A 13,331-nucleotide genomic window follows, 5' to 3' on the forward strand; every position below is an offset into this window, starting at 1 on the left:
TCTGTTGTGGGTTGTTAGGTTCTCCAGTTTTCTTCTACATATTTTATAAAAGTAAAAATTTTTGCACCTAAGTTATCATATTTTATAATTAAATCGGGTATTTCTGGGATGTTGTATAGTTCTTTTATCGTTTCTAATTGACCTTTACATTCAAGTAGAGACGCATGCGAATATGTCAAAAATTTAATGAAATCATTTTTATATGCTTTTCTACCATAACCCTCAATAATATTATCTTTTATACTTTTTGACGACCTTCTAAGTTGGCTACCTTGCTCGTATAATTCAAATTTCGGCATTTTTAATGAGACGTGATGTACCTCAATGCTATACTCGAAAGCCAAATTGTAAATGTCGAGATCTTTGTAGGATTTCATCGGTTGTCGGTTGTCGGTTGTCTGTTGTCTGTTGGCGGTTGTCTGTTGTCGGTTGTCGGTTGTCGGTTGTGGGTTGTCTGTTGTCTGTTGGCGGTTGTCGGTTGGCGGTTGTCTGTTGGCGGTTGTCTGTTGTGGGTTGGCGGTTGTCGGTTGGCGGTTGTGGGGTGTCGGTTGTGGGTTGTGGGTTATCTAAAAATAATTACCATTACACTTAACAAGAGGGAGGCTACGCTGATGTATATGCTGGTGTTTCTGTTAAAGCTACTGCTTTGAATTTGGGCGTTATTGGGTTCTACATATACTACATCATTTTGCTGTAAATAGTAGAAATCGCTGTTTAAAACATCGGAATCCCTAAAGTCTAAATACTTATACTCCTTGCTGCCTCCATTGTCGCGAATAACCAAAACATTGTCCCTACGGCCAAAGATTGTCATATCGCCTGCCAAGCCAAGGGCTTCGGGCAAGGTGAGCCGCTCCCCTTCTACATTATAAGTACCGGGACGGGCTACTTCGCCTAATACACTTACCTTAAAGTTTACGATGCGTATGGTTACTATAGGATCCTTTACATATTCCGAAATACGTTGAACGAGCATTTCGCTCAACTCCGTACGGCTTAGGCCGGCTACTTTAATCCGTCCCAAAACCGGGAAATCGATGGTGCCGTCTTCGGCGGTAAGATAGCCTTGACGTTCAGTATTTGTATATGATAAACCGGAAACATCCGCAGAGGCACGAGCTTCACTAATTAAATTAAAAGGTCTAACAGCTTCTAGATCGTAGGCGGAGACTACGATGTTTAACAGGTCGTTTGGTTGTATTTTAAAAGTGTTTTGGATGCTATCCATCAAGGCTTTTTGCTGCTCTAGGTCTTGGAAGTAAACAATTTTTTCGCGAGAAACACAAGAGGCTCCCAGAACAGTAATAAGTAGTAATAATAAAAGTTTATTAAACACTGCTTTTATTCCCTTCATTTGATTTGATTTGATTTTTTGCAAAGATATGGTTTCTAATAGTATTTATGGAAGTTTTTTTTTCGGTTGTCGGGTGGCGGGTGTCTGTTGTCTGTTGTCGGTTGTCGGTTGTCTGTTGTCGGTTGTCGGTTGTCGGTTGTCGGTTGTGGGTTGTCGGTTGTGGGTTGGCGGTTGTCTGTTGGCGGTTGTCGGTTGTCGGGTGGCGGTTGTCTGTTGGCGGTTGACGGTTGGCGGTTGTCTGTTGGCGGTTGTCGGTTGTCGGTTGTGGGTTGGCGGTTGTGGGTTGGCGGTTGTCGGTTGTCGGGTGGCGGTTGGCGGTTGTCGGTTGTCTGTTGGCGGTTGTCTGTTGTCTGTTGTCTGTTGACGGTTGTCTGTTGTCTGTTGACGGTTGGCGGTTGTGGGGTGTTTGTTGATTGTTGATTGTTCAACTGTTTAATTGGTTAACCACGAAGGACGAAAGGACAAAAGGATGAAAGGACGGAATGGAGTTGAATTGTTTAACTGTGTAATTGGTTAACTGTGTAATTGGTTAACTGTGTAATTGGTTAACTGTGTAATTGGTTAACTGTGTAATTGTGTAACTGTGTAATTGTGTAAATGTTTAATTGGTTAGTTGTTCAAGTTTTTGAAGATTAAAGCCGATGTGGGTTATTTCCCCCTTAGAAGGGGGGGTGGGGGGATGTTTTTGGGGGGGTGATTGTGGGGTGGTTTTGTGTTTTCTTTGGTAGGTGCAACCATGTTGAGGTTGCTACGGCCTACGGCCTCGCAATGACCCGTCTACTTCGTGCCGGGCAGGCGAGTTAGGTTTAATGAAAATTTGGATGTATCGCTTTGCTTTGCTCGCAATATTTTAGAGCGATTGTATTATTTCGTTTTAGTTTTGATAGGTTAAAATTAATTGCCTGTGCCGTAGGCACAACATATGGGTAGAAAAATTAGTGATGAGTAAGCCATTGTCCTGTAGGGACAACATATGTAATGCCGGATTTATTAGAAATGATTGATTTTTTAGTTTAGAGTTGAGGGGTTGATTGTGGGGTGGTTTTGTGTTTTCTTTGGTAGGTGCAACCAAGTTGAGGTTGCTACGGCCTACGGCCTCGCAATGACCCGTCTACTTCGTGCCGGGCAGGCGAGATAATTTTAATGAAAATTTGAAATGGTTGCCGCGCTGCGCTCGCAATGACCCGTCGACTTCGTGCCGGGCAGGCGAGTTAGGTGTAATGAAAATTCGAAATGGTTGTTGCGCTGCGCTCGCAATGACCCGTTTACTTTGTGCTGGGCAGGGGAAATAGTCTTGATGAGGAAGGGGGTACTGTGGTTGTACTGAATGTTTAATTACCGGTTTTGGCGTGGATGGGTTTTGGTTTTTGGGAGGGGAGAGTGTGGCCGTTAAGGACGGTGACGTCAACGGGTTTTTCTAATAAATCTAAATCGACGTAAACGGAGTTTTGGCTTTTAAATTCGGGTACGAGTTGTTTTAGGGTTTTGATGATTTCCCGTTTTTTTACTACTTTGTTTATCAGTATGTCTAAATTGTTTAAGGCTTGGCTTATATATTCGTAGTCGTACTCCACTACTCCACTGACCATAATTTTGGGATGAAAAGTTGTAAGGCTGCATTCGCCAGCGTTTAGAAGTTCTTCGTAAAGCTTTTCGCCTTCCCTAAGACCTGTAATTTCAATAGGGATATCGTCATAAGGTTTTAGACCGCTTAGTTTAATCATACGCTCCGCCATATCGAGGATACGTACCGGTTTGCCCATATCAAACACAAAAATCTCCCCTCCTTTTCCCATTGTGCCGGCTTGTAATACTAACTGACAAGCTTCTTGAATGGTCATAAAGTAGCGGATAATATCTTTGTGGGTAACGGTTACGGGGCCGCCATTTTTTATTTGTTCTTTGAAGAATGGAATTACAGACCCGTTACTGCCCAGAACATTACCAAAGCGGGTAGTTACAAATTTTGTGGTAACCCCAGGTTTGCGTTGTAAGGCCTGTACATACATTTCGGCGGCTCGTTTAGTGGCGCCCATTACATTACTTGGATTTACCGCTTTATCGGTAGAAATCATCACAAAGCGTTCGCAACCATAATCGCAGGCCAGTTTAGCTACAATACGCGTACCCATTGTATTGATGCGAATGCCCTCTCGAGGATGGTTTTCAATCATTGGCACATGTTTGTAGGCCGCGGCGTGATATACCACATCAAAATGGAATTTTGCAAAAATACCTTCCATCCGTCCCTTTTGGGTAACGTCTGCCAAGTAGCACTGATATTTTAATTTTGGGAAGTTTTTTTTAAGGTGAAGATCTATTGCGTGTAGGGCGCTCTCGGCATTGTCTAAGACTATCATTTTCTTAGGCTTAAAGGCCGCGATCTGTTTGGCAAGTTCGCCACCAATACTTCCCGCACCTCCGGTAACCAAAATGGTTTTGCCTTGAAGGTCGGAAGAAATTAGGTTTGAATCAATTTCTATCGGGTCGCGTTCCAGCAGATCTTCAATTTGCAGGGGTGCAATTTTAAGATGTACATCAGAAAGTTTGTCCCATTTCTCGGGCATAAACGTGTTATACACCTCTAGGCCAGCGGCAAAGGTTTTTTCTACGATGTTATTTTTTTCGGGAACGCTTAAAGTATCGCCTACTAGCAAAACACCCTGGGCATTGTATTTTTCCTTAATACGTTTTAAGTCGTTTTCAATGGTACCACAACACATTAGGATGGGCAGGTCCATAATTTTAAAATTATGACCCTTTTCACTAGTGCTTAAAAAAGCTACAGGACGATAGGGAGAATGCGCATCGCCTATAAGGGATTGTGCCAGACCAATACTCGTATCTGAAACCCCAAAGACCAAGATGCGCTTTTTGGAGTTTTGAGAGGCGGTTATACTTAAGAAGCGATAGGTTTCCTTTACAAGGATTCGGAAGGCCATTAATAAACCAAAAGACAAGCAGGTATATAACAAAAGGCCCGTACCCGCAAATACGTGTTGACCGGTAAAGGAAGCATAGGCATTATTACCTATCATAGTCAATAAAAAGACTGAGCCTGAGGCTAAGGCTATTCTGTAAACATCGGTAAAGGTACTGTGACGAATAATCCCCGAATAAGTTCTAAACACACTAAAGCACAGTAATTGAACGACCAGGATAAGAAGCGATTTTTCAATCAAGGTCAATACCGTAGGGGTGGTAATTGGAACGCTACGAAGGATAAAGATTGTAATAATAAATGCAAAGAGACAGAGGGATAAATCTATGATCACCACCATCCAACGAGGCAAGAAGTTTTGCTCCAGAACAAAGTTTCGAACTCCAGCGTACTGTTTGTTTAAAAAAGTGAGCTTCATGTTTTTTTCCATAATACTATCTTTTAAAATATTTGAGGATAGCGTTTGCAATACGGTCGCGAGCCGCTTGGTCTAGGTTACTGCCAGAAGGCAGGCAGAGGCCTGTATTAAAGAGGGTTTCGCTGGTTGTATTGCCATAATATGGGGAGTTTTTAAAAACTGGCTGTAAGTGCATTGGTTTCCACAGGGGTCTGGATTCAATGTTTTCGGCCATTAATGATTCTCTTAGCGCATTAGGATTGTTATTTTTATCGGGTTTATTAAAGGTAATACAACTAAGCCAATGGTTGCTAAAAAGGTTGTTGTTGTATTCTTTAAAGACCTTAATTTCACTAAAGTTAGAAAAAAGATCTTTATAAAACAAGTTCATTTCTCTTCGAAGCGCCACATGAGCGTCTAGCACCTCCATCTGGCCTCTACCAATTCCGGCGCAGATATTACTCATTCTATAGTTGTAACCAATGTGGCTGTGCTGATAATGGGGAGCATCATCGCGAGCTTGGGTGGCTAGAAAGAGCGCTTGGTTTTTATGGGATATATCTCTAGTAGCCAAGGCTCCCCCACCAGAGGTGGTAATTATTTTATTGCCATTGAAGGAAAGTATGGAGAAATGGCCAAAGGTGCCGCATTTTTGATCTTTATAACTACTTCCTAATGCCTCTGCACTGTCCTCAATAACTGGGATATCGTATTTTTTAGCTATTGCCGCCACCTCATCTACCTTATAAGGCATGCCGTATAAATGTACCGCAATAATTGCCTTAGGCTTTTTGCCGAGGGCAATGCGCGCGTTAATAGCTTCTTCTAAATAATGGGGAGAAAGGTTCCAAGTATCTGGCTCGCTGTCTATAAAAATAGGAGTTGCGCCTTGATAGACGATCGGATTGGCAGAAGCGGAAAAGGTCATGCTTTGGCATAACACCTCATCGCCCGGGCCAACGCCAAGCATAATTAAAGATAAATGGATAGCTGCAGTGCCAGAACTGAGGGCAGCGACATGGCTCTCTTGGCTTAAGTAAGATTCTAAAGCAAGCTCAAAAGCATTGACATTGGGGCCCAGAGGGGCTATCCAGTTAGTGTCAAAAGCATCTTGAACATAATTTTGTTCAGTCCCGCCCATATGTGGCGACGAGAGATAAATCTTTTCTTTCATAGCATAATATGCTAGCTTGGTTTAAAACTGTTTGTAACAATTTTAAATATTAAGCTAATGGTTATAGGCAAGTCCATTTATGTGATTGCGTTAAATGGACTTTCGGGGAGATGCAAATGTAGGAAAAATTAGGTTAATATTTTGGGGTTGGGGAAGGTTTTTGTGTTTTCTTTGGTGGGTTGTCTGTTGGCGGTTGGCGGTTGGCGGTTGTCGGTTGTGGGTTGTCGGTTGTCTGTTGTGGGTTGTCTGTTGTGGGTTGTCTGTTGGCGGTTGGCGGTTGTGGGTTGTGGGTTGTCTGTTGTGGGTTGTCGGTTGGCGGTTGGCGGTTGGCGGTTGGAGGTTGATTGGTCAAATTGAGGAGGATTAAAGCGGAGATGGGTTATTTCCCCCTTAGAAGGGGGGTTGGGTGGGTGTTTTTGGTGGGTTGATTGTGGGTTTTTTTGTGTTTTTTGTGGTAGGTGTAATCATGTAGAGGTTGCCGCGGTCGTGCCTCCCTCGCAATGACCCGTCGACTTCGTGCCGGGCAGGCGAGATATGTTTAATTGAAATTTGGAGGTATTGCTTTGCTTCGCTCGCAATATTTTAGTGCGATTGTATTACTTCGTTTTAGTTTTGATAGATTGAAATTAATTGCCTGTGCCGTAGGCACAACATATGGGTAGAAAAATTAGTGTGAGTAGGCCATTGTCCTGTAGGGACAACATATGGAAAGCTGGGTTTTTTTGAAATGATTGATTTTTTAGTTTAGAGTTGAGGGGTTGATTGTGGGGTGGTTTTGTGTTTTCTTTGGTAGGTGCAATCATGTAGAGGTTGCCACGGCCTACGGCCTCGCAATGACCCGTCTACTTCGTGCCGGGCAGGCGAGATAGGTTTAATTATAATTAGGAGGGTTGGTTTGAGGTTGACGGTTTTTTTGTGTTTGGTGTGGTAGGGGTAATCATGTAGAGGTTGCCGCGGTCGTTCCTCCCTCGCAATGACCCGTCGACTTCGTGCCGGGCAGGCGAGTTAGGTTTAATGAAAATTTGGATGTATTGCTTTGCTTCGCTCGCAATATTTTAGAGCGATTGTATTATTTCGTTTTAGTTTTGATAGATTGTAATTAACTGCCAGTGCCGTAGGTACGACATATAGGTAGAAAAATTAGTGTGAGTAAGCCATTGTCCTGTAGGGACAACATATGTAAGGCCGGGTTTATTAGAAATGCTTGATTTTTTCGTTAAGATGTTGATTTGTTGAGAGTTGATGGTGGGTATGTTTTGTGTTTGGTGTGGTAGGTGTAATCATGTAGAGGTTGCCGCGGCCTACGGCCTCGCAATGACCCGACTACTTCGTGCCGGGCAGGCGAGATATGTTTAATTGAAATTTGGATGTATTGCTTTGCTTCGCTCGCAATATTTTAGAGCGATTGTATTATTTCGTTTTAGTTTTGATAGATTGTAATTAACTGCCAGTGCCGTAGGTACGGCATATGGGTAGAAAAATTAGTGTGAGTAAGCCATTGTCCTGTAGGGACAACATATGGAAAGCTGGGTTTTTTTGAAATGATTGATTTTTTAGTTTAGAGTTGAGGGGTTGATTGTGGGGTGGTTTTGTGTTTTCTTTGGTAGGTGTAATCATGTAGAGGTTGCCACGGCCTACGGCCTCGCAATGACCCGTCTACTTCGTGCCGGGCAGGCGAGATAGGTTTAATGAAGATTTAGAGAGGGTTTGGAAGGTTTGGCCACGAATTCACGAATTGATTTTTGGTTAGTATGAATGGTAAAACGTAGTGGTGTGGAAGACGCACGAATTATTTTCCTTCGCTGGCGCTCGAAAGGAATAAACACGAATTCGTGATTAAACTTTAAGTTGGAATGAAAGGTTGACCGCAGGGGTTGGGGATTTGGAAGTTATTAGAACAAGGAGGTTCGACTGCCCTTCGTCTGTGCTCAGGACGGGCTGCTTGCTGACATTTTGCTTGCTCTGACATTTGGGTTGCGTTTTGGGGTTGGGTTATTTTAGGTGGTGTTTTATGATTTCGGGGTTGATGCCGGTGTAGTCTGCGAATTCGTAGATGGTGAGGAGATGGTGCTTTTTTTTGTGAAGGTAGTTTCTTATTTCTTTATTTAAATAGAGGGCATGACGGTATGACTTTCCGGTAAGGAGTTGGATGTCCTTTGGATAAATTACTATTCTGGAAGTCGCGGACTTTTTTTTAATAAAGGGTTTGTCAATATTTTCATCATCGCGGTACATGATTCTATTAATTTATTACTCAAGGAATTTAAGTAGCACATTTGCATTTTTGGAATTTATGTAGTTGGTATAAATATTAAGAAAGTAGCTTGATAGTAGGGGTTGACTAGAGGAACACTAGCATAAATGTAGCACTCGAGTAGCATGAAAGGTATGTGAACCATACATATATACACCTTGAACCATACATTAATGCAGGCTGAACCATACATAGATAATTTTGAACAGTACATTAACTCTAATTTTAAGGATAGGTTTTAACTAAGTAGTTAACCATTTTTAGGAATTCTTTAACAAATCAGCATTGAATCATTTAATTCAATAATGGTTCTTATGAGGCTTTGGGCTAACACTATAAGTTAACTATGAATACAATATTAATCTATTAATTATTAGATTTATATTGAATTAAATGCCGCAATTGGTCAAGGGGTAAAAATTCAATTTTGGAATATTTTCGGCGTATTATTTTGTACCTACTGATATGATTATAGTAATTAGCATCGCCCAAAAAATAAAGGAATATAAAGTACATTTGTTGATGGAGTTCCGATTTTGAAATTTGTTTATCTAGCTCCAAATACAACCATAGATGAAGTTTATTCGAGGTTTTGTAAATTTTCTTTAGGGCAAAATAGATTTGATGAATATTATTTTCACCTCCTAAAAATCCGTATTTAGCACAGAGGGTAACAATGGAGTGTTTATAAGGATTGATACCCGACTGAAATTCCCAAAGTGCAAATGAAGGAGCTTCATCCATACAGGCATTAGCCAGCTTCTTTAAGACGGATTTTCCCTTTGTAAGAAATATTAATTTTGCGCAGTGAGAATGTTCATAATCACATGTTATTAGTATATCTAATTGGGAATGTATGTTATGAATTTTTCTTACCAAGGCAGAATATAGCTGATATAGATTGCTTTTATCTCCAATACTAAATGCATATTTTAAATTTTTTTGATGTAGAGAAAAAGTGTGCCAGAAATCGGTTACTTCTTTTTTCATGATTTTAAGGATTATGTTACTAATTGGGCTCTCGATTTAGGGTTGGAATTGGAGAATTAATGTTTTATTCACTAAGAAACTTCAGGAGACACCTTATGGCCCTATTTATATTTTTATGGAACACGGCAGGCTTACGTTGCCGGGAATCCTGTATAACGGCAAATCAATATTTGCAAATTATTAAATAACTGTGTAAAGAAATGGCGGTTTGACCGTTAACGATGGCGGTTGAACCGCCATTATTTAGTTGTATAAAGTTGTATTATGTAATAGTTAAATTTTATGTTTTGCGACATTATTTGATTATAGGAAAAACAGCGGAAATCTTTAGAGCAGTAATCCCTGAATTTGATGAAAGCGGGGAATTTAAGTGTTTGGGAATAACAGCCGAAAGAGATATAGATTGGGTAGAAATAGCAAACCGATCCCCTGAGTTAGTGTTAATTGATCTGGATACGCCGGATTTGGAGGTATTAAAAATAGTTGAGAAATGCAATCGATTGGTTGGGGTGATTCCGAATTATATAGGGATTACAGCTTCATATAAAAGGGGATTTAAAGCGTTTCGAGCAGGTTTTTTGGATGTGATTTTTGCTCCTTTTATCAAGGAAAACATATTGTTGATTCTAAATAAATACAAATACATTTATAAGCCCAACTATTTATTTTGCATTGACACATATAGGGATTTTATATATTTAAATCTCCATGAGGTGCTATTTGTAAAGGCTGATAACTATACTGCCGAGTTTGTAAAGAGAGATGGATCGATAATACATTATTTTAAGAATTTGAAACACACCCACGCTCTCCTACCGTTTAATTTTCAAAGAATTAATAGAAGTTATGTAATTAATTGTTTTTATGTTTCGAGAATACATACGGGAAAGAGCCGATTGTATTTAAGGCATTACGACCAATGCTTACACTATACAAACAAATATAGGGACAATATACTCGTTATTAAAAAATTACTATTAAAAGCCCCGCTAACAGTTTTTACCTAAACATTAGGCCTTTACATGTACTAACCCCCTATTCACATTAGTCTTTTGGCAATCCACAGGATAGTCTCTTATATATTCGGCTAGCAACAGAAAGCGCATTAACTTAGTAATCAAGGAGTTGATTCCCAACTGGTATAATGCCAGGTTCATCGTGCACAATGAACACCCTTTTTATCAAGAAAGGGGTTCTCAATTATTTAATCAAATTAAAAACGTACACAATGAAAACAACACTCAAACATCTATGCATCTGGTGTTTTATAGGATTATTAACTTCCTGTACACCTACTCCAGTTAATAATGACACCCTCGTTAAAAAAGCTAAACCCGTATTTGCAACGGGGGGTGAACACAGTACCGAGCCAGACAATGAAAAGGATTAAATTTAATGCCTCCCCAATTGATAGAGAAGCCTTTTATTTTAAAAAGGCTTTTCTTAATTTTGTTTACCCCTCTCCTAAATCATTAATAATGAACACCTACGACACAAATTACAAACGGACTTTATTTTATGTTTTCTTACTATTTTACATTGGATCCTCCTCAATTAGCGCACAAAACACAGGTATTTTATCTGAATATAAAAAACAATTAAATCTCGCCCAGGCAGACAGTATATCATTCAGAGTAAAAAAAGAACATTTAAGTTTAGCATATAAATCTATAGAGCGAACAAGAAATGACAGTTTAAAGTATAATAGAATTAGTGCTATTGTTGAAATAGCCTTAAAATTAAAAGACTCTGTTTTCTTTCACACCATTGCCTCCGAAGGGTTTAAATTAGCACAACGATTAAAGAAGTCTTCACTTTTAGGAGATTCCCATTGGAATTATGCCGTTTATTATTTAAGCGAAAAGGAATTTGAAAGGAGTTATGAGCACTATCACCGGGCATATAACTATTTTACCACTGCCGAAAATGATTATTATGCGGGTAAGATGCTGTACAATATGGCATATATATCTAGTAAAACCTATGATTATACCGGGGCGGAAATTTTACTTTTTCGGAGCATTAAATTATTTGAAAAAACGGGTAGCACTTTACAACGTTATAGATGTTACAATTTATTAGGAACGATTGCGGATGATATGGAAGAGTTTGACAAGGGGCTTGCCTATTACACTAATGCGGGTAGGTTGATAGGTTTACTCGACAAGCCCAATTATTACAAACTTCAAAACTGGAACAATCTGGGGGTACGTTTAATTAAGATGAATAGATTTGAGGAGGCCATTCTATTGTTTAACAAAGCTCTTAATTATACTGATACCTTAAAAACCACCCCTTTATTATTAGCCAAGTTGCTGGATAACAGAGCATATTGCCTTATCTCGCTTGGACAGCGCGAAGATGTAGTTAATTCAATGCTTAAGGCGATAGCAATACGAGATAGCTTAGATGATACTTCGGGAAGGGTAATTAGCAGACTTCGATTTGCCAATTATTACGGAAAGATTGGAGACAGTGTAACGGCTACAGCCTACGCAAAGGATGCTTTACAACTTGCAAGGGAAAATAAATTAAAACGAGATGTGTTGCACGCGTTCGAATTTTTAGCCGTATTCGACAGTAAAAATGCGACTGCTTATCTACAGAAACATATAGCTTTAAACAAGAAAGTAAACGCAGAGGATCGGAATTTAAGAAACAAGTTTACCGCTATTCAGTACGAGACCGAAACTTATATTCGCAAGAATGAACTTTTGCAAAAACAGGAATTGCAAATTGTATTTATATCGCTCGTTTTAATTATCATACTGTTTTTAATTTACTTAAATACCAGACAACGTGCGAAAAACAAGCAACTCTTACTTGAACGACAGGAGCAGCAATACAACGAGGACATGTATTTAATGGCACTTGCACAAAACACCAATTTAGAAAAAGGAAGATTGGCAGAGCGAAAACGCATTAGTGAAGAATTGCACGATGGTATTCTTTCAAGACTTTTTGCACTTAGGTTTAGATGGCAATCTATTATACTTACTGGAGAAGTTACAATGCTGAAACAGCATAAGCGATTTTTAAACTCATTAGAAGAATTAGAAACTGACATTCGACATCTTTCCCATGAATTCCGGAATATGCTTTTTTTAGGGGATGAAAACTTTTTGGAGAATATTAAAACGCTGGTTAAAGAAAAAAGCGAAATAGGAAACTTTGCATTTAGCTTTGATTACAAACAGGCAGAAGACTGGGAGAATTTAGCTTTCATTACAAAAATTAACTTACATCGATTTTTTGAGGAAGTGCTTCAAAACGTGATAAAGCACGCTCATGCTACAAAGGTAAATATTAAACTGTACAGAGATATGGAATTACTTAATATTAAAATAGTTGATAACGGAAAAGGATTTAGCCCTAAGCAGATAAAAAAGGGTATAGGAATTAAAAATTTAGAAAACAGGAGTAGTAAATTGAAAGGAAATCTTGCAATTCAATCAACTCTAAATGTTGGAACCATTATTCGTTTAAGCATACCAATTAACAGTTAATTTTATGAAGACAAAAAGTATAAATGTATTGATGGTTGATGACCACAAGATGATCTTGAAAAGTTATGCAGAAGAGTTAAAGGAAATTGAAAACCGCACTGAAAACTATCGGTTCCAGATAGAGCAGGCCTATTCTTTATTGCAGGCGATAGAAGTCTTAAAATGCACTTTTGAGAAAAGAGAACTCCATTTGGTTCTATTGGATATCGGTTTACCCAATAGCGATGTTCCTGGGTATAAATCTGGTTTAGAGTTAGGGCTATCGATACGCAAGAATTACCCTAGCATCAAAATAATAGTTATTACTAGTTTTAATACCTACCCCTTAATTCAGAGATTATTTGATATTATAAAGCCGGAAGGAATACTCTTAAAAGGAGAGCTGGATCCCAATGGTTTACAGGCCGCAGTTCAGGATGTTCTAGAAGGAGTGCCTTACTATACTAAGACCGTACGTAAATTTTTAACACAAGTTCCTGCAAAACCAAATGTACTAGATCATTATGATATGCTTATACTCTATCATCTATCTGAGGGGGTACTGACAAAAGAGTTAGCACAATACCTACCGCTATCTCTAAGGTCAATTGAACGACGAAAAAATAAACTCAAGGATATTTTAAATCTCGATTATAAAAGCAGTGATGTTCGGCTCCTTAACAGAGCAAAGGAAGAAGGATTTTTGTGAATTTGAAAAATTTATGTGGTATTGATT

At 39.3% G+C, this 13,331-nt stretch carries 12 protein-coding genes; 4 read left to right on the forward strand and 8 right to left on the reverse strand.

Annotated elements, in window-relative coordinates; translation table 11 throughout:
• Nucleotides 1–14: 14 nt before the first annotated feature.
• From VZD24_RS11220 to VZD24_RS11255, 8 genes are all read right to left on the reverse strand, one after another.
• Nucleotides 15–377: a four helix bundle protein gene (locus tag VZD24_RS11220; protein ID WP_342687638.1), complete on the reverse strand. Its 363-nt coding sequence runs from the start codon at nucleotides 375–377 to the stop codon at nucleotides 15–17.
• A 185-nt stretch (nucleotides 378–562) separates the two neighbouring features.
• Entirely contained in the window at nucleotides 563–1,354 is a 792-nt protein-coding gene (locus VZD24_RS11225) for a polysaccharide biosynthesis/export family protein (protein ID WP_342687639.1), read from the reverse strand.
• Nucleotides 1,355–1,389: 35 nt separating this feature from the next.
• Nucleotides 1,390–1,782 carry a hypothetical protein gene (locus VZD24_RS11230; RefSeq protein ID WP_342687640.1) on the reverse strand — a complete coding sequence of 131 codons (393 nt, stop codon included), beginning with the start codon at nucleotides 1,780–1,782 and terminating at the stop codon, nucleotides 1,390–1,392.
• A 903-nt stretch (nucleotides 1,783–2,685) separates the two neighbouring features.
• Nucleotides 2,686–4,725 (reverse strand): polysaccharide biosynthesis protein, encoded by a 2,040-nt coding sequence (locus VZD24_RS11235; RefSeq protein WP_342687641.1) that lies wholly within the window; start codon nucleotides 4,723–4,725, stop codon nucleotides 2,686–2,688.
• A 4-nt stretch (nucleotides 4,726–4,729) separates the two neighbouring features.
• Nucleotides 4,730–5,866 carry a DegT/DnrJ/EryC1/StrS family aminotransferase gene (locus tag VZD24_RS11240; RefSeq protein WP_342687642.1) on the reverse strand — a complete coding sequence of 379 codons (1,137 nt, stop codon included), beginning with the start codon at nucleotides 5,864–5,866 and terminating at the stop codon, nucleotides 4,730–4,732.
• 133 nt (nucleotides 5,867–5,999) lie between these two features.
• Nucleotides 6,000–6,218, reverse strand: coding sequence for a hypothetical protein (locus VZD24_RS11245; protein ID WP_342687643.1), 219 nt, complete (start codon nucleotides 6,216–6,218; stop codon nucleotides 6,000–6,002).
• Nucleotides 6,219–7,858: 1,640 nt separating this feature from the next.
• Nucleotides 7,859–8,101: a hypothetical protein gene (locus tag VZD24_RS11250; protein ID WP_342687644.1), complete on the reverse strand. Its 243-nt coding sequence runs from the start codon at nucleotides 8,099–8,101 to the stop codon at nucleotides 7,859–7,861.
• 385 nt (nucleotides 8,102–8,486) lie between these two features.
• Nucleotides 8,487–9,110: a hypothetical protein gene (locus tag VZD24_RS11255; RefSeq protein ID WP_342687645.1), complete on the reverse strand. Its 624-nt coding sequence runs from the start codon at nucleotides 9,108–9,110 to the stop codon at nucleotides 8,487–8,489.
• A gap of 287 nt (nucleotides 9,111–9,397) precedes the next feature.
• Here VZD24_RS11255 and VZD24_RS11260 point away from each other — a divergent pair, with 287 nt between their 5' ends.
• The 4 genes from VZD24_RS11260 (at nucleotide 9,398) to VZD24_RS11275 (ending at nucleotide 13,304) form a co-directional block, all read left to right on the forward strand.
• The gene (locus tag VZD24_RS11260) at nucleotides 9,398–10,117 is read left to right on the forward strand and encodes a LytTR family transcriptional regulator DNA-binding domain-containing protein (protein ID WP_342687646.1); all 720 of its coding nucleotides are present in this window, start codon (nucleotides 9,398–9,400) and stop codon (nucleotides 10,115–10,117) included.
• A gap of 221 nt (nucleotides 10,118–10,338) precedes the next feature.
• Entirely contained in the window at nucleotides 10,339–10,500 is a 162-nt protein-coding gene (locus VZD24_RS11265; protein WP_342687647.1) for a hypothetical protein, read from the forward strand.
• A gap of 88 nt (nucleotides 10,501–10,588) precedes the next feature.
• Nucleotides 10,589–12,616: a tetratricopeptide repeat-containing sensor histidine kinase gene (locus VZD24_RS11270; RefSeq protein WP_342687648.1), complete on the forward strand. Its 2,028-nt coding sequence runs from the start codon at nucleotides 10,589–10,591 to the stop codon at nucleotides 12,614–12,616.
• Between the two features lie 4 nt (nucleotides 12,617–12,620).
• Nucleotides 12,621–13,304, forward strand: a complete 684-nt coding sequence (locus VZD24_RS11275; protein ID WP_342687649.1) for a response regulator — start codon at nucleotides 12,621–12,623, stop codon at nucleotides 13,302–13,304.
• The last annotated feature ends 27 nt before the right edge of the window (nucleotides 13,305–13,331 follow it).

Origin of the sequence: Aequorivita flava (assembly GCF_038742595.1) — a bacterium.
GTDB lineage: Bacteria > Bacteroidota > Bacteroidia > Flavobacteriales > Flavobacteriaceae > Aequorivita > Aequorivita marisscotiae.

What these genes read in the sequence shown, in the direction of transcription:
- VZD24_RS11220 (WP_342687638.1), bottom strand. Translation starts at nt 377, where the DNA reads ATGAAATCCTACAAAGATCTCGACATTTACAATTTGGCTTTCGAGTAT.
- VZD24_RS11225 (WP_342687639.1), bottom strand. Translation starts at nt 1,354, where the DNA reads ATGAAGGGAATAAAAGCAGTGTTTAATAAACTTTTATTATTACTACTT.
- VZD24_RS11235 (WP_342687641.1), bottom strand. Translation starts at nt 4,725, where the DNA reads ATGGAAAAAAACATGAAGCTCACTTTTTTAAACAAACAGTACGCTGGA.
- VZD24_RS11240 (WP_342687642.1), bottom strand. Translation starts at nt 5,866, where the DNA reads ATGAAAGAAAAGATTTATCTCTCGTCGCCACATATGGGCGGGACTGAA.
- VZD24_RS11250 (WP_342687644.1), bottom strand. Translation starts at nt 8,101, where the DNA reads ATGTACCGCGATGATGAAAATATTGACAAACCCTTTATTAAAAAAAAG.
- VZD24_RS11255 (WP_342687645.1), bottom strand. Translation starts at nt 9,110, where the DNA reads ATGAAAAAAGAAGTAACCGATTTCTGGCACACTTTTTCTCTACATCAA.
- VZD24_RS11265 (WP_342687647.1), top strand. Translation starts at nt 10,339, where the DNA reads ATGAAAACAACACTCAAACATCTATGCATCTGGTGTTTTATAGGATTA.
- VZD24_RS11270 (WP_342687648.1), top strand. Translation starts at nt 10,589, where the DNA reads ATGAACACCTACGACACAAATTACAAACGGACTTTATTTTATGTTTTC.
- VZD24_RS11275 (WP_342687649.1), top strand. Translation starts at nt 12,621, where the DNA reads ATGAAGACAAAAAGTATAAATGTATTGATGGTTGATGACCACAAGATG.